At 62.9% G+C, this 14,965-nt stretch carries 16 protein-coding genes; 4 read left to right on the forward strand and 12 right to left on the reverse strand.

Annotated features, from left to right (window positions below; translation table 11 throughout):
• Window positions 1-77 precede the first annotated feature (77 nt).
• Together AC0WR5_RS16350 and AC0WR5_RS16355 are read right to left on the reverse strand one after the other, a co-directional pair.
• Window positions 78-632: an outer membrane protein gene (locus AC0WR5_RS16350; protein WP_475864711.1), complete on the reverse strand. Its 555-nt coding sequence runs from the start codon at window positions 630-632 to the stop codon at window positions 78-80.
• A gap of 261 nt (window positions 633-893) precedes the next feature.
• Window positions 894-1,478: an outer membrane protein gene (locus tag AC0WR5_RS16355; RefSeq protein ID WP_475864713.1), complete on the reverse strand. Its 585-nt coding sequence runs from the start codon at window positions 1,476-1,478 to the stop codon at window positions 894-896.
• A 323-nt stretch (window positions 1,479-1,801) separates the two neighbouring features.
• Here AC0WR5_RS16355 and argB point away from each other — a divergent pair, with 323 nt between their 5' ends.
• From argB to AC0WR5_RS16375, 4 genes are all read left to right on the forward strand, one after another.
• Window positions 1,802-2,668 carry an acetylglutamate kinase gene (gene argB, locus AC0WR5_RS16360; protein WP_475864715.1) on the forward strand — a complete coding sequence of 289 codons (867 nt, stop codon included), beginning with the start codon at window positions 1,802-1,804 and terminating at the stop codon, window positions 2,666-2,668.
• A 127-nt stretch (window positions 2,669-2,795) separates the two neighbouring features.
• Entirely contained in the window at window positions 2,796-3,338 is a 543-nt protein-coding gene (locus AC0WR5_RS16365; RefSeq protein ID WP_475864717.1) for a ferredoxin, read from the forward strand.
• Window positions 3,338-3,832 carry a SixA phosphatase family protein gene (locus AC0WR5_RS16370; RefSeq protein WP_475864719.1) on the forward strand — a complete coding sequence of 165 codons (495 nt, stop codon included), beginning with the start codon at window positions 3,338-3,340 and terminating at the stop codon, window positions 3,830-3,832. The genes AC0WR5_RS16365 and AC0WR5_RS16370 overlap by 1 nt, the downstream gene beginning before the upstream one ends.
• A gap of 115 nt (window positions 3,833-3,947) precedes the next feature.
• The gene (locus tag AC0WR5_RS16375) at window positions 3,948-4,379 is read left to right on the forward strand and encodes a DoxX family protein (RefSeq protein WP_475864721.1); all 432 of its coding nucleotides are present in this window, start codon (window positions 3,948-3,950) and stop codon (window positions 4,377-4,379) included.
• 86 nt (window positions 4,380-4,465) lie between these two features.
• Here AC0WR5_RS16375 and AC0WR5_RS16380 read toward each other — a convergent pair whose 3' ends face one another.
• The 10 genes from AC0WR5_RS16380 to AC0WR5_RS16425 all read right to left on the reverse strand — a co-directional run bounded on the left by AC0WR5_RS16380 (window position 4,466) and on the right by AC0WR5_RS16425 (window position 14,871).
• On the reverse strand, window positions 4,466-5,215 hold the full coding sequence (locus AC0WR5_RS16380; protein WP_475869044.1) for an amino acid ABC transporter ATP-binding protein: 750 nt from the start codon (window positions 5,213-5,215) through the stop codon (window positions 4,466-4,468).
• Between the two features lie 60 nt (window positions 5,216-5,275).
• A complete protein-coding gene (locus tag AC0WR5_RS16385) occupies window positions 5,276-6,589 on the reverse strand; it encodes an amino acid ABC transporter permease (protein WP_475864722.1) in 1,314 nt (437 codons plus the stop codon).
• Between the two features lies 1 nt (window position 6,590).
• Window positions 6,591-7,847 carry an amino acid ABC transporter permease gene (locus AC0WR5_RS16390; protein ID WP_475864723.1) on the reverse strand — a complete coding sequence of 419 codons (1,257 nt, stop codon included), beginning with the start codon at window positions 7,845-7,847 and terminating at the stop codon, window positions 6,591-6,593.
• Window positions 7,848-7,978: 131 nt separating this feature from the next.
• The gene (locus AC0WR5_RS16395) at window positions 7,979-8,998 is read right to left on the reverse strand and encodes an amino acid ABC transporter substrate-binding protein (protein ID WP_475864725.1); all 1,020 of its coding nucleotides are present in this window, start codon (window positions 8,996-8,998) and stop codon (window positions 7,979-7,981) included.
• Between the two features lie 230 nt (window positions 8,999-9,228).
• On the reverse strand, window positions 9,229-9,948 hold the full coding sequence (locus tag AC0WR5_RS16400) for an ATP12 family chaperone protein (protein ID WP_475864727.1): 720 nt from the start codon (window positions 9,946-9,948) through the stop codon (window positions 9,229-9,231).
• A complete protein-coding gene (locus tag AC0WR5_RS16405; RefSeq protein ID WP_475864729.1) occupies window positions 9,945-10,628 on the reverse strand; it encodes an HAD-IA family hydrolase in 684 nt (227 codons plus the stop codon). Before AC0WR5_RS16405 ends, AC0WR5_RS16400 begins: the two co-directional genes overlap by 4 nt.
• The gene (locus tag AC0WR5_RS16410; protein ID WP_475864731.1) at window positions 10,625-11,677 is read right to left on the reverse strand and encodes an RluA family pseudouridine synthase; all 1,053 of its coding nucleotides are present in this window, start codon (window positions 11,675-11,677) and stop codon (window positions 10,625-10,627) included. Before AC0WR5_RS16410 ends, AC0WR5_RS16405 begins: the two co-directional genes overlap by 4 nt.
• Window positions 11,674-12,054 carry a fluoride efflux transporter CrcB gene (gene crcB, locus AC0WR5_RS16415; RefSeq protein ID WP_475864733.1) on the reverse strand — a complete coding sequence of 127 codons (381 nt, stop codon included), beginning with the start codon at window positions 12,052-12,054 and terminating at the stop codon, window positions 11,674-11,676. The genes AC0WR5_RS16410 and crcB overlap by 4 nt, the downstream gene beginning before the upstream one ends.
• 42 nt (window positions 12,055-12,096) lie before the next feature.
• On the reverse strand, window positions 12,097-13,458 hold the full coding sequence (locus tag AC0WR5_RS16420) for a replication-associated recombination protein A (protein WP_475864734.1): 1,362 nt from the start codon (window positions 13,456-13,458) through the stop codon (window positions 12,097-12,099).
• Complete coding sequence (locus AC0WR5_RS16425) at window positions 13,459-14,871, reverse strand: trypsin-like peptidase domain-containing protein (RefSeq protein WP_475864735.1); 1,413 nt, start codon at window positions 14,869-14,871, stop codon at window positions 13,459-13,461.
• Window positions 14,872-14,965: the final 94 nt, after the last annotated feature.

Raw genomic sequence — 14,965 nt, forward strand, 5'->3', positions numbered from 1 at the left:
CCCGGCAGCCCCCCACAATAGAAAAGGAGGCCGGAAAACCGACCTCCTTTCGATGGAAACTCACAGATGCGATACGATCAGAAGCGATAGTTCACACGGGCCGCGACGGTGTTGCCGGTGAGATCACCACCCGACCGAGTGTAGCCGGAGATGTTCTCATAGAGATATTCCGCACCGAGGCTGACAGTGTCCGTGACCATGTACTCACCACCGACGCCAAGATTGTAGCCGTTTTCGCCGTCGATCTGCGAAAGACCACCCACGCCGTAAAGAAGCGTCCGCCCCATGTCATAGCCGGCGCGCACCTTGAGCCGGGCAGAATCCGCCGCGTTGTTGTGCCACATGTCGCGGTGTTGATATTCGCCTTCGCCACCCAGAACGAAAGTGCCGAAGTCATAGTCGTAACCGCCGTGGATACCGTAGGCGAGAACGTTGTCATCCGCAGTTGGATCAAGATTCGTTCCACCGAGGCTGCCGCCGACGTAGGCGCCAGTCCAGTCAAAGCCCGGCTCGGACACAACGACCGGAGCAATCACTTCGGGCTCTGCCGGTGCCGGAGCATAGCTGCCGGCAAACGCAGGCGTTGCCAGAAGGCCAACAGCGGAAAGGGAAAGAACAGTTGCGCGAAACATGGGTATCTCCTTTGTTTCATAAAGTCGGTCAATGCGCCGGACGGGGAACACCGTGCGCGGCTCTGGAGTGTCAACGTTCGCCGAACGCTCCGGTTCCCGGTTTCCCGGAAACAAGTTCAAGTTTGTGCATTTGAACGATAACTGCCCGCCAGGACAAAGATGTCTCTTGGCGGGCAGCGGGAACGGACGGCCGTCATCTGGCCGATTTGTTCAGTCGGAGGCCCGCGGAACGGACCCCCGTGTTTCGTCCTGATCAGAAGATCAGAAGCGGTAGTTGACGCGTGCCGCGACGGTGTTCGCGGTGAAGTCGTTGCCGCTGTCAGCGTAGTCGGAGATGTCGTCGTACAGGTATTCTGCACCGACGGTGACATTCTCGCCGACCTTGTATTCAGCACCCACACCCAAGGTATAGCCGTTGTCGTCGCCGACGTTGGCGTTCGCCCAGACACCACCAGCCACTGCGTAGATCAGGGCGGGGCCGGCATCATAGCCGAAGCGTGCTTTCAGGCGGGTTTGCGAATCGAGGTCGAAGCCGGAGTTGGCGTCGAAGTCGTTGGCTTGGTACTGAGCTTCACCACCCAGCACGAACGAACCGAAATCGTAGTCGTAGCCGCCGTGGATGCCGTAGACGAGGCCATCGCTCGAAGCCGGGCCAGCGTCAAAGTCGCCGTAGCCCAGGTCGATACCACCGAAGCCGCCGGTCCAGTCGGAACCGTTGTAAACGACCGGTGCGGGAGCCGGGGTTGCGATAACCGGCTCAGCCGGGGCGGGTGCATAAGAGCCGGCGAAAGCCGGGCCTGCCACAGCTGCGGTGGCGACTGCTGCGATAGCTTTATAGCGAAGCATTGTTGTCTCCTTCGTAGGGTTCGGGGTCATTGCCCCAGCAACGGGCCTGTCCCCGTCATAGTGCAAACGCGTAAGTAGGCGCGTTCCGACGCATAAACCACGCGAAAATCGAAGAAGTTCCAGAGACTCCGGTAAGCGGGGGAGCGATCGGCCAGTTTGCGCTGAACGGACTGGTACAGTCCGGCGGGGTTCTGCCCAAAACTGAAACAAACAGTTCACTTCCGGTGAGCCCCCCTTGAAATGGCGAAATTCCGCTCTGAAGGCCGGCCTTGGCAGAGTCGCAGCCAGCGCGTATCAAGCGGGGACAACAAGGACCGCGAAAAATGAAGAAGCAAACAGCCATGAACAGAGACTGGATCGCCACCGCCCGCACCCTGTCGGAGGCCCTGCCCTATCTTCAGCGCTACGAAGGCGCGATTGTCGTGGTCAAGTTCGGCGGCCACGCCATGGGTGATTCCGAGGCCATGGAGACCTTTGCCCGGGACATCGTGCTGATGCGGCAGGTCGGCGTGAACCCCGTCATCGTTCACGGCGGCGGCCCGATGATCAACGAAATGCTCGACAAGCTACAGGTGAAGAGCGAGTTCGTGAAAGGAAAGCGCGTCACCGACGAGGCCACGATGGAGGTGGTTGAGATGGTCCTCTCGGGCCAGGTGAACAAGCGAATCGTCCAGGCGATCAACGAACAGGGCGGCAAGGGCGTTGGCCTGTCCGGCAAGGACGCCAACCTGATGATCTGTGCACAGACCGATCCCGATCTGGGTCTCGTCGGCACGCCGGACGAGATCGACACCACGATCCTGCATTCGATGTTCCGCAGTGACATCATTCCGGTGATCGCCCCCATCGGCATGGGACGCAACGGCGAAACCTTCAATATCAACGGTGATACCGCGGCGGGGGCCATTGCCGGCGCCCTGCGGGCCGATCGTCTGCTGCTGCTGACGGACGTCGCCGGCGTCAAGAACAAGGATGGCGAGGTGGTGACCGCCCTGACCGCCCAGCAGATTCGGGACATGACAGAGGACGGCACGATTGCCGGCGGCATGATTCCCAAGACCGAAACCGCTCTTGATGCCATCGAGCGGGGTGTGCGCGCCGTCGTCATCCTGGATGGTCGTGCGCCGAACGCCGTGCTGCTCGAGCTGTTCACCGAGCATGGCGCCGGTTCGATGATTCGTGCCAGCTGAGGCGGAACCGGATTTCGAGACACTGTGCCGGGCCGCCCAGGCCCGGCACCTGAGCATCCTTTGTACCCTGCCTGAGATCGTCTGCCAGGGACGAGACGATCTGCCACCGGGAACCCGCAGTCTGCTGATGCTGGCCCCGGACGAACCGGGCTTCTGGCCTGCCTATTGCGAGAGCCCGGAGGCCCGCGACGCCGGCTCAGATCCGATGGACAGGTGGTCGTCGCGGGTGATCGGTGACTGGGCAACCGAGCTGGGCGCGACTGCGCTGTTTCCCTTTGGCGGCCCGCCCTTCCAACCATTCCTCTCCTGGGCCCTGGCAAGCGGCTCGGTTCATGCCTCGCCGGTCGGTATGCTCGTGCAGAACGGCGCGGGCCTCTACGTGTCCTTCAGGGGCGCCTTGGCCCTGACCTGGCCCGTCATTGCCCCGGCTGCCCTGCCCTCGCCCTGTGCGGCCTGCGCAGCCCCCTGCCACAGCGCCTGTCCCGTAGGTGCTCTTGGCGGCCAGAGCGGCTATGACGTGGCCGCCTGCAAGTCCTGGCTGGGGAGACCGGAGGGTCGGACCTGCCTGGACCAGGGCTGCCTGGCACGGCGCGCTTGCCCCGCCGGCCTCGGCCATGGCAGGCTGCCCGAACATTCCGCCTATCACATGGCCCAATTCCTGGGGGACTGATGCCAAAGCGTCTGATCTTGATGCGCCATGCCAAGTCGGACTGGGGCTCGCCCCTGCTGGACGATCATGAAAGACCCCTGAACAGACGCGGCCGGCGCAGCGCCACGGCGCTCGGAAACTGGCTACGGGTCCATGGCACGCTGCCGGATCAGGCACTTGTCTCGACGTCGCTGCGGACCCGACAGACATTCGACGGCCTGGCCCTCGGGTTTGAGGCAGACCTGCGGCCCCAGCTCTACCTCGCTGCTCCCGAAGAGATCCTGAGATGCCTGCAGGCGGCGACAGGCGACACCGTTCTGCTGATCGCGCACAATCCGGGCATCGGAAGTTTCGCACAGCAGATCATTGTCGACCGGCCGGAGACAGAGGACTTTAGGAACTATCCTACCGGAGCTACGCTGGTGGCGGTTCTGCCGATTGATGAATGGGCCGCGCTTGAACCCGCGTGTGGCCAGCTGGTTGATTTCGCGGTACCGCGCAGGTTGACCGATTAGGAATATTTTAGGGACAGTCATTCCACACATGGAACATTCCATGGAGTGACAGGCAGGTCTATCTCTCGCCTCAACGAAACGCCGCGCAGACGCGGCTCCGATTGAGGACAAGACAATGATCGACCTTTCATCGAATATCCTGAGTTTTGCCGGTTTCGGCTCCATAACCGCAATCGCCCTTGCCGCACTGTTGCTGCGGGTCAGCCTGGGCGGATTGTTCCTGGCCCACGCCTACCTGAAATACTTCGTGTTCACGCCGAAGGGCGCTGCCGGCTTCTTTGCCTCGCTGGGTGTGCCCGGCTGGTTCGCCTATCTCACCATCGCCGCCGAAACCCTGGGCGGTATCGCTCTGATCCTGGGCTTCCAGACCAGCCTCGTGGCAATCCTTCTGATCCCGACACTGCTGGGTGCAGCCATCTTGGCACACGGCAAGAACGGCTTCTGGTTCAACAACGAGAACGGCGGCTGGGAATATCCCGCCTTCTGGGCCGTGACTCTCGTGGTGCAAGCCCTGCTGGGCGGCGGCGCACTTTCCCTGACCCACTAGTCCCGCTCGCCAGCTCCTAATGAGAAAATGCCCCGCGCAGAAATCTGCGCGGGGCATTTAGCTGTGACAAGGCGCGAGCTCGTCGGTCAGTGGCCCAGGATCTGGCTGAGGAACAGCTTGGTTCGTTCGCTCTTGGGATTGTTGAAGAACTCTTCCGGCTCGTTCTGTTCGACGATCTGGCCCTGGTCCATGAAGATCACGCGGTTGGCAACCTGGCGGGCAAAACCCATCTCGTGCGTGACGCAGAGCATGGTCATGCCCTCCTGCGCCAGCTCGATCATGGTATCGAGCACTTCCTTGATCATCTCGGGATCGAGCGCCGAGGTGGGTTCGTCGAAGAGCATGATCCGCGGCTTCATGCACAGAGAGCGCGCGATGGCGACACGCTGCTGCTGCCCCCCCGAGAGCTGACCGGGATACTTCAATGCCTGATCCGGGATCTTCACCTTTTCCAGGAAATGCATCGCGGTCTCGATGGCTTCCTTCTTGGGTGTCTTGCGGACCCAGATCGGGGCCAGCGTGCAGTTCTCCAGGATCGTCAGGTGCGGGAAGAGGTTGAAGTGCTGGAAGCACATGCCGACCTCGGAGCGGATCTTGTCGATGTTCTTCAGGTCCGAGGTGAGCTCGGTCCCGTCGACGATGATCTTGCCCGCCTGGTGTTCCTCGAGACGGTTGATGCAGCGGATCATCGTGGACTTGCCCGAGCCGGACGGGCCGGCGATGACGATGCGCTCTCCCCGGTTCACCGTCAGGTTGATGTCACGCAGAACGTGGAACTGGCCGTACCACTTGTTCATGTTGACGATCTCGATAGCGACCTCGTCCGAGACCTTCATCGCGGTGGGATCAATTCCGGGCGTGTCGAAAGCAGTGTTGGTCATGATGTTACCTACCTCTTAGCGATGCCCGGTCTGAAGCTTGCGCTCCAGATACATCGAGTAGCGGGACATGGAAAAACAGAAGATGAAGAAGATGGCACCGATGAAGATGAACAGCTCCCAGTAGATACCGTTCCAGTTCTGGTCGGCGCGGATCGCATTTGCGAGGCCGAGCGGGTCGAACATCGAGATGATCGAGACGAGGGTCGTGTCCTTGAAGACGCCGATGAAGGTGGAAACGATACCGGGGATCGAGATCTTGAGCGCCTGGGGCATGATGATCAGCCTCTGCGCCTGCCAGTAGTTGAGGCCGAGCGAGTCGGCGCCCTCGTACTGGCCCTTGGGCAGGGCAGCCAGACCACCCCGGATCACCTCGGCCATGTAGGCGGCGGCGAAGAGGGTGACCATGATCATCACCCTCAGGATGATGTCGAAGTTGGTGCCGGGCGGCAGGAAGATGTTCAGCAGGGTCGAAGCCACGAAGAGCAACGTGATCAGCGGCACGCCGCGGATGAACTCGATGAAGCCAACGCAGAGCCACTTGATCAGCGGCAGGTCGGAACGACGGCCGAGGGCCAGCACGATGCCGAGGGGCAGCGAACAGAGGATGGCCGTGACACCGATCGTGATCGAGAGCAGGAAGCCTCCGAACTCGCGGCTTTGCACCGAGTGAATGGCCAAGGGCGCGACCGCAGACAAGCCGTCGGACACCGGACCGGCAAGAACGACCCACCACAGGACTGAAGCGACTGCGGCAAAGAAGATCGCGAAGCCGCCTGCAAAGACCTTCAGCAGCAACTTGAAGGCGACGTAGCCGACCACGAAGCCGAGCATGGCAACAACCGGGTTCCAGATGGTGCCGCCCCAGAGCATCCATGCCGCCAGGAAGGGATAGATCGCCGAAAAGCCAAGCAGCCTGGCGGGAACGTAATCACTGAAGAGGACCGGAGCGAGGGCCACGAAGAGCAGCACCAGCGCCAACACAGGCCGCCAGTAGATCTCGGGCGGGTAGAAGCCGAAAAGCAGCTGGGGCCAGCGTTCGTGGATCACGCCCCAGCACGCGCCATCGGAACGCCCGGCCTCGGCCAAGATGTCGCGGCATTGCGACAGCGAGGTGGCATCCCAGGTCGGCGAGAGGAACCACGGCACGATGTGCAGCAGGATCGATGCGACCAGAACGACGGACACGACAGTCAGAACGGTGTTGACCCAGCCTCCGAAGAGATTGTCCTTGGCCCAGCCGACGTATCCCACTTCGGATGCCGGAGGCTCCTGTTGGGGCAGCATGGTGTCGCGCACATAGGCGACGGTATCAGCATGAACGTTGCTCATATCAGCGCTCCACCAGTTTGACGCGGTTGTTGTACCAGTTCATCACGCCCGAGATGATCAGGCTGATCGTAAGGTAGACGAGCATGCCGAGCAGAACGGTCTCGAGCTCGCGCCCAGTCTGGTTCAGCGTGATGCCCATCAGGGTGCCCGTGATGTCCATGTAGCCGACGGCAATCGCCAGCGAGGAGTTCTTGGTCAGGTTGAGGTACTGAGAGATCAGCGGCGGGATGATGACGCGCATCGCCTGCGGCAGGATCACAAGACTCATGACCCGGTTGGGCCGGAGGCCCAGGGCTGCGGCAGCTTCGGTCTGGCCCTTTGAGATGGCCATGATGCCGGAGCGGACGATCTCTGCGATGAAGGCCGCCGTGTAGAGCGATAGGGCCAGCCAGAGCGCGATCAGCGAGTTTCGCATGTGCGTGCCGCCGGCAAAGTTGAACCCTTTCAGCGCCGGCATCCCGAGGTGGAAGCCGAGGAAGAGCAGCAACAGCGAGACCGGCACAATGGCGATCAGCGCGCTCTTCCACCAGGTGGTCGGGCGAATGCCGGTGGCCTCCTGCGTGGCATCGGCGCGCTTGCCCAGCCATTTGACGACAAAGAGCGAGCCGATGAAGACCACCAGCACCGCAATCAGGTCCAAGCTGACGTCGAAGGCACTGCCGATGTGGATATTTCCGAGGCCGTTCGAGAACAGCGGTTCGGGAATGTAGATACCTCGGTTGGTGATGGCGATGCTGTCGAAGAGCAGCATCGAGGCTTCCGGGTCATCGCCGCGGAAGGCACTCGGGGCGGGCATCGCCTCGATCAGGATGGCCATGCAGAGCACGATCCACATCAGGACGGGCACGTTGCGGAACATCTCGACGTAGACCGTCATCAGGCGTGCGATCATCCAGTTGCCGCTGAGGCGCATGACGCCCACGAAGACCCCCAGGATGGTGGCCGTGGCACAACCCATCGCTGCAACGAGCAGCGTGTTCAGCAGGCCGACAAAGGCGGCGCGCATGTGAGAGGATTGGGAATTGTATTCGATCAGGCGCTGGTTAATGTCGTAACCGGCCGGATCGAGCATGAACCCGAAGGAGGGCTCCTTGCCGAGGTCGGCGAGGTTCTGCGCCGTGTTCATGGCCAGCCAGCCGAACAGCGTCAGCACGGCAATGAGGGCCAGGATCTGGAAGGTTATGGAACGATACCGGGTATCGTAAATAAGCATGGATAGCTTAAACGATTCCGCCGGCGGATCTGTAAGCGTTGTCATCGTAAATGTTCCCCGTGATCCGGAATTCCGCGGTGTCGATTTTGCGCCCGCGCCGGTCCGTTTTTAGCCTCTCTTCTGGAGGCATTAAGCAAAGGGGCGCGGCAGTGCCGCGCCCCTCGGCGTTTCGTTCCTTAGCGGAACGGCGGTGCGTACATCAGGCCGCCGTTGGTCCACTGCGCGTTCAGACCGCGCGACAGACCGATCGGCGTGGCTTCACCGATGTTCTTCTCGAAGACTTCGCCGTAGTTGCCGCCGGCCTTGATGGCGTTGACCGCCCAGTCAGACGACAGGCCGATCATTGCGCCAAGGTCACCTTCGGTGCCCAGCAGGCGGTTGATCTCGGGGTTGTCGGTCGGTGCCGAGGCCATGTCTGCGACGTTGGTCGAGGTCACGCCCAGCTCTTCTGCCGCGATCAGCGCGTTGAGCGACCAACGAACGATGTCACCCCATTCGTCGTCGCCATGGCGCACGAGCGGGCCGAGCGGCTCTTTCGAGATGATCTCGGGCAGGATGACATAATCGGAGGGGTTCTCGAAGGTGGCGCGGGTGGCAGCCAGGCCGGAGGCGTCCGTGGTGTAGACGTCGCAGGCGCCGGCCAAGAACTGCTGCTGGGCTTCGGCATTGGTCTCGATCGGAACAGGCTCGTAGCTCATGTTGTTGGCGCGGAAGAAGTCGGCCAAGTTGAGCTCGGTGGTGGTGCCGGTCTGGATGCAGACGGTGGCGCCATCAAGTTCCTTGGCCGAGCTGACGCCCAGGCCCTTCGGGATCATGAAGCCCTGACCGTCGTAGTAGTTCACGCCGGTGAAGGTGAACTTCAGGTCGTTGTCACGCGAAAAGGTCCAGGTGGTGTTTCGGGCCAGCATGTCGATCTCGCCGGAGGACAGCGCGGTGAAGCGGGTCTTGCCGGTGGTCGGCACGAATTCAACAGCTTTCGGGTCGCCGAGCACGGCGGCGGCAACGGCGCGGCAAACGGCCACGTCAAAGCCCTGCCAGTCACCGTTCGCATCGGGGGCCGAGAAGCCCGGGAGGCCGGTGGAGACGCCGCAGTTCAGTTTGCCGCGAGATTTCACGTCATCCAGAGTGGCTGCACCGGCTGCGCCGGCGGCCAGACCGGCAACGGTCAACGCGCCAAGAAATACGGTTTTTTTCATGTTTACCTCTTCCTGATTATCCGCCTTTTGAGTGGTCGGCGGTTTTTGTCCCTAGCGGGGCCAGGGGCGAAACTGGTCAAGGGTGCTCCCCCCAACAGTGCCCAAAGGTTGAGCGGATTCATCGCTACGGGTCAAGTACGTCATAACAAAAAGTAAACGAACGACCTGCCGTGACCTTGCCAGTGACGGCTAGAACGGCATTCCAATATTCGACCTCAGGTCGCGGCCTTTTAGGCGCTCTCGGAACGTAGCAATTCAAGGAAATTCCGTGCGTGGAGAAATGCGGTACGCTTGAGTTCGGCGATCTCTGCCGCCTCTTCGTCGGCGCCCCATTGTTCCTCTTGCCAGAGCTCGTCAATGCGTGAAGTTGCCCATGCCTTTTCCGCGCTTGCAGCGCCCATGAATGTGGCAAATCCGAGCACCAGGGAACCGCTGAGGCTGACGAGGTCGTGGAAGGCGGCCAGCTCGAAGGGCGTGAGGGCCGCAACACGTGCCGAAAGGGCCTCCAGCGCGGCAGTATCCTGGGGCGAATGAATCACCCCGTTGCGCGGCTCCAACCGTGCCCCGAGCGTATTGGCGGCCCAATCCAGCATAGGATCCCATTCCGCCTGCTGCCGCCGGACCAATTCAACCGGATGATCCGCGCGATAGCAGAGCAGATCGCTATCGCCGTAGGCCCCAATCATATCCGCCACTTCCGCATGCTGTGGGCGAACCTTGTCCAATGCGGAATTCGCCGTTCTGGTAAATGGCATTTCCGTCGGGTCTATTTCATTTTCCTGGGCGTTCCATTCGGCGGCGATCGCCTCCGCCAGTGCCCTGGTCGGCACAACGAGAACGGTCTTGGCCGGGGTCTTGACCGTGCGTCCGTCGAGAAGGACCGCAAAGCCTTCCTCATGCTCGGCCACCTGTGCCTCTTTCCAGAACCGACGGGCTTTCCATTCACTCATGACAGGGTCTCTCCTGCGAGGGCATCGATGGCGGCGCGCAACTGCGCTGGGGTGGAGGCAAAGGCATCCGCATGGGACAGTGCCGCGGCGGGTTGAAACCCCCATCCGACGGCGATGGCACGCACGCCGGCGGCATGGGCCATGTCGATATCAAAGCTGGCGTCGCCGATCATCAAGGCGTGTTCGGCGGCGATGCCGGTTTCCGACAGGGCCGCCAGGATCATTGAGGGGTTCGGCTTGGACGGGTGCTCATCGGCGCACTGGGTGGTGAAGAACGTCCGCGTCATGCCGTGGTTCTCCAGCAGTGCATCGAGACCGCGGCGGGATTTGCCCGTGGCGATGGCCAGGACGGTGGCCGGTTCGGCGGCCAGCGCCTCGACCAGCTCGCGCATGCCAGGATAGAAGGGCGAATGCGCGCGCCCGGCCCTGAGGCGGCGCTGCATGTAGGCCTGCTTGTAGGCGGCAACGATCTCGGCGTGACTCTGCGCCGACAGATCGGGCGCCAGTTGCGGCACCGCGATATCGAGCGAAAGGCCGACGATCCCCATGATCGCCTGCGGCTCGGGGGCCGCATGGCCCGCGGCCGCAAAGCCCTCGGTCATGGAGCCGACGATATCGGCCTGGCTGTCGACGAGCGTACCGTCGACATCGAAGATCACCAGCCGGGGATGTGCAGTCATAGGGGCTCGTCCAGGTCGAAGGGATCCTTGCGCACGTCATCTTCGGACCAGCCGAAATGGTCCCAGCTGCGCTTCATGTGATCGGGCATCGGCGCCTCAAGTTCCAGCGGCTTGCCCGTGAAGGGATGGGTCAGGCGAAGCAGTCGCGCGTGCAGATGAAGCTTGCGGCTGATGTCGCCACCAAGCTGCGCGCCCCAGCCGTCGCCCAGGTTCTCCTGCCCAGAGCCGCCGTACTTGCCGTCGCCGATGATCGGGTGGCCGATCTCGGCCATGTGAGCCCGAAGCTGGTGTGTCCGGCCTGTGACGGGCACAAGGCCGACCCAGGCGGCCCGCTGCCCCAGACGCCAGAGCACAGAGTAATCCGACACTGCGCGCTTGGCACCGGGCGTGTTGTCGATGTCGCGCGGATGGACACAGAGCATCTTCTCGCCCTCCCCCCCACTGCCGTGGCCGGGTGCCTTGACGAGGCCGAACTTGATCGTGCCCATGTAGGGATGCGGCACGCCGGCAACCAGGGCCCAATAGATCTTCCGGGTTTCACGGGACCGGAAGGCCGCTGTCAGCTTCTGCGCAGCAGAGCGGGTGCGGGCCAGCAGGAGCAGGCCCGATGTATCCTTGTCGAGACGGTGCACCAGCCGCGGCTTGTCCTCGTAGCCGAACTTCAGCGCCTCGGCGAGACCATCCACATGGCGCGTCTGTTTCGAGCCACCCTGCACCGGCAAGCCCGCCGGTTTGTTCAGCGCGATGATGTGATCATCGCGGTAGACGACACAGGACTGGATCATCCGCGCGTCGTCGTCCGACACCTGCGGCTGTGCCGGCCGAGCCGGCTCCTCGCCCGGTTCCGGCAGCGGCGGAATGCGCAGCTGCTGGCCCGTCTGCAGGCGGAAATTGCTCTTTACCCGGCCGCCATCGACCCGCAGTTCGCCCTTGCGGCACATCTTTTCGATGCGCCCCTGGGTGACATGGGGAAAGGCGCGCCGCAGCCAGCGGTCGAGGCGCATGTCGGCGTCGTCCGCCGGGATGGTCACAGTCTGTACGCCACTCATGTCAGCATCGCCCGCATCAGGTACGTGCCCGCCACGATGCCGGCCAGCGCCAGCGACACGGAGAGGATCACGTAGATTGCCGCCAGCCCTGCCTCGCCCCTTTCGAAGAGCGTGAAGGTTTCCAGCGAGAAGGAAGAGAAGGTGGTGAAACCACCGAGAATTCCGGTTGCCAGGAAGGCATTCCAGTGCGTCAGCCCCTTGTGCCCCAAGAGAACGATCAGCGCCCCCATGATAAAGGAACCGAGAATGTTGACGGTGATGACACCCAGCGGGAAAGCATGGGTGCCCAGGACGCGCACGATGGCAACGCCGGACAGATACCTCAGGGAAGCGCCGATGGCGCCACCAAGGGCCACTTGGAGAACGGTCAGGAACATCTGGCGTCTGTCGCGCGGACAGCCCTTGTTGTCAAGGCGATGCTAATCCTCCGAGGTATCGTTGCGCTTGGCCCGCAACCGGGCGAAATAGTCCAGGCGCTTGCGCAGATCCCGCTCGAAGCCACGCTCCACCGGCTGATAGAAATCCGGACGCCGCATCCCCTCGGGAAAGTAGTTCTGCCCCGAGAAGGCGTCTTCGGCGTCGTGGTCATAGGCATAGCCCTTGCCATAGCCCTGTTCCGACATGAACCTGGTGGGCGCATTCAGGATATGTTTTGGCGGCATGGCCGAGCCGGTCTTGCGAGCTGCGGCGCGAGCCGCGATATAGGCCATCTCGGTTGCGTTCGATTTCGGTGCAAGCGCCAGGTAGATCACGGCGTTGGCAAGCGCCTGTTCGCCCTCCGGCGACCCGAGCCGCTCGTAGACCTGCCAGGCATCGAGGCAGATCGTCTGGGCCTGGGGATCGGCGAGGCCGATGTCCTCGACCGACATCCGTGTGACCCTCCGCGCGATATAGCGCGGATCCTCGCCGCCCTCGAGCATGCGTGAGAACCAGTAGAGCGCCGCATCCGGATCACTGCCCCGCACCGATTTGTGCAGCGCCGAAATCAGGTTGTAGTGCTCGTCGCCGTTCTTGTCGTATCTGGCGGCACGGCGCATCAGGCGGCTGGCGAGCGCCTCTCGGTCGAGAGGCGCTGCCGTGCGCCAGGCAGCGACCTGCTCCACCAGGTTCAGAAAGGCCCGGCCGTCGCCGTCAGCCATGCCGAGAAGGGCCTCTCGAGCCTCGGGCGTCAGGGGCAGCGGGTGGCCGATGGCCTCCTCTGCCCGACGGGCGATCTGTTCCAGATCCTCGAGCGAGAGCCGTTCCAGCACCAGGACCTGCGCCCGGGACAGCAGTGCCGCATTCAGCTCGAAGCTTGGGTTCTCGGTGGTGGCCCCGACGAGGAGGATCGTGCCATCCTCCATATGCGGCAGAAAGCCGTCCTGCTGGGCCTTGTTGAAACGGTGGATTTCGTCGACGAAGAGCAGTGTGCCCTTTCCGGTACGGCGCCGCTGCTTGGCAGTCTCGAAGACCTTCTTGAGATCAGCAACCCCCGAGAAAATCGCCGAAATCTGCACGAAATGCAGGTCGGTCTGATCCGCGAGGAGCCGGGCGATGGTGGTCTTGCCTGTGCCAGGCGGGCCCCAGAAGATGATCGACCCGAGGCTGCCGGCCTCGAGCATCACCGTCAGTGGCGCCTCCGGCCCGAGAACCTGACGCTGACCGATGACCTCGGAAAGGGTGCGGGGGCGCAGACGATCGGCCAGCGGACGCGGTGCGCCCCCGTCGGACTGAGCCTCAGTCGCGGCCTGGGGCGACGGCTGATCGTCGTCGCCCGGCCCGGGTCCGAAGAGATCCGCCATTCAGAGGCGGAAGCGCATGGTAAGCGGCTGACCGTTGCGCAGCACGCTGAGCTGCAGGTAACGGCCCGTTTCGCTGAGCGCTTCTGCGGCATCGTGGGACGTCGCCGTCGCGGTATCGTTGACCGCGGTGATCATGTCGCCCTGGCGCAGGCCGGCACGGGCGCCGATCTGACCGGGATCCTCGACCAGGACGCCGGCTGCGGTCAGCGGCAGCTGGAACTCGGCGATGACCCCCGGGTTGACCGTGACCAACTTCATGCCGGGGATCACGGTGCTGTCGTCGGTCTCGACCGGTGCACGGGCGGGATCTTCGGGGGCAGCGACCATGGGAACGGTCACCTCGCTCTTCTTGCCATCATGCAGGCGCGTGATCTCGGCGCTACCGCCGATGCCACGCACAGTCATGCGATAGACCATTTCGGCGGGGCTGGAGACCGGCAGACCGTCCACCGCCAGTATCACGTCTCCCGGCACGAAGCCCTTGGCCTTGAACGGACTTTCGTCGTGCATCGCGTCAATCACCATGCCCTGAGGGCTGTCGAGGCCTACCGCGGACGCCATATCGAGATCAACCGGATGCCCCGTCATGCCCGCCCAGGGGCGGCTGAAATGATCGGCGCCATCCTCGGCCTGGCCGAGGAATTGTGCCACCAGCGAGGCGGGGATCGCGAACCCGATGCCGTTCGAGCCGCCCGAGCGGCTGAGGATCGAGGTGTTCACGCCGATCAGGTTGCCGTTGACGTCGATCAGCGCGCCGCCGGAGTTGCCCGGGTTGATTGGCGCATCGGTCTGAATGAAGTAGCCCCGGCCAGAGCCCCCGGCCGCGGCGCCCGAGCGCGCGAGTCCGGACACGATCCCGGAACTGACCGTCTGCCCCACGCCGAAGGGGTTGCCGATGGCCAGCACGAGCTCGCCCACATCGACGTTCTCGCTATCGCGGAGCTTGAGATAGGGCAGGTCATCGACGCCGTCGAGCTTGAGGATCGCAAGGTCCGCCTGCTGATCGGACATCAGCACGTTGCCCTCGAACTCGCGCCCGTCGGAGAGGACAACCCGGATGTCATCGGCCTGACCAACAACGTGGTAATTGGTCACCACGTAGCCGTCGGAGGACAGGATCACCCCGGAACCGAGAGAGTTCTGTACCTGCGGCTGGGTTTGGCCAAGGCCATGAAAGAACTGGGAAAAGAACGGATCATTGGCAAAGGGCGACTGCCGCGTCTCGACCACCCGCTTGGCATAGATGTTTACCACGGCGGGGGTGGCCTGTTTGACGAGAGGCGCAAAGCCCATCGAGATCTCGGCCTGGGACGTCGGTATCCGCGTCTCGGCCGCAGCAGGCCCGCCCGGCCCGAGCACGAGTACGGCGAGAGCGGCGGAGGCGAGGAGCGGACGATAGGACGTGAATTTCATGGGAGGCCTTTCCTGTGGCAGGCTGTGCGGAAGATATGCGCAGCCCCGGGACGAAGGCAAGTCATCGGGGCCTTGCCCCTGCAACATAGAAAAA

The sequence above is a fragment of the Pseudooceanicola sp. DL12 genome (assembly GCF_056270665.1).

Bases quoted from the DNA above. Each gene is read 5' to 3' on its own strand.
- AC0WR5_RS16400 (WP_475864727.1), bottom strand. From the start codon at position 9,948: ATGAGTGAATGGAAAGCCCGTCGGTTCTGGAAAGAGGCACAGGTGGCC.
- AC0WR5_RS16385 (WP_475864722.1), bottom strand. From the start codon at position 6,589: ATGAGCAACGTTCATGCTGATACCGTCGCCTATGTGCGCGACACCATG.
- crcB (WP_475864733.1), bottom strand. From the start codon at position 12,054: ATGTTCCTGACCGTTCTCCAAGTGGCCCTTGGTGGCGCCATCGGCGCT.
- AC0WR5_RS16410 (WP_475864731.1), bottom strand. From the start codon at position 11,677: ATGAGTGGCGTACAGACTGTGACCATCCCGGCGGACGACGCCGACATG.
- AC0WR5_RS16405 (WP_475864729.1), bottom strand. From the start codon at position 10,628: ATGACTGCACATCCCCGGCTGGTGATCTTCGATGTCGACGGTACGCTC.
- AC0WR5_RS16350 (WP_475864711.1), bottom strand. From the start codon at position 632: ATGTTTCGCGCAACTGTTCTTTCCCTTTCCGCTGTTGGCCTTCTGGCA.
- AC0WR5_RS16420 (WP_475864734.1), bottom strand. From the start codon at position 13,458: ATGGCGGATCTCTTCGGACCCGGGCCGGGCGACGACGATCAGCCGTCG.
- AC0WR5_RS16395 (WP_475864725.1), bottom strand. From the start codon at position 8,998: ATGAAAAAAACCGTATTTCTTGGCGCGTTGACCGTTGCCGGTCTGGCC.
- AC0WR5_RS16380 (WP_475869044.1), bottom strand. From the start codon at position 5,215: ATGAAGGTCTCGGACGAGGTCGCTATCGAGATCGTCAACATGAACAAG.
- AC0WR5_RS16390 (WP_475864723.1), bottom strand. From the start codon at position 7,847: ATGACAACGCTTACAGATCCGCCGGCGGAATCGTTTAAGCTATCCATG.
- argB (WP_475864715.1), top strand. From the start codon at position 1,802: ATGAAGAAGCAAACAGCCATGAACAGAGACTGGATCGCCACCGCCCGC.
- AC0WR5_RS16375 (WP_475864721.1), top strand. From the start codon at position 3,948: ATGATCGACCTTTCATCGAATATCCTGAGTTTTGCCGGTTTCGGCTCC.
- AC0WR5_RS16355 (WP_475864713.1), bottom strand. From the start codon at position 1,478: ATGCTTCGCTATAAAGCTATCGCAGCAGTCGCCACCGCAGCTGTGGCA.
- AC0WR5_RS16365 (WP_475864717.1), top strand. From the start codon at position 2,796: ATGCTGGCCCCGGACGAACCGGGCTTCTGGCCTGCCTATTGCGAGAGC.
- AC0WR5_RS16370 (WP_475864719.1), top strand. From the start codon at position 3,338: ATGCCAAAGCGTCTGATCTTGATGCGCCATGCCAAGTCGGACTGGGGC.
- AC0WR5_RS16425 (WP_475864735.1), bottom strand. From the start codon at position 14,871: ATGAAATTCACGTCCTATCGTCCGCTCCTCGCCTCCGCCGCTCTCGCC.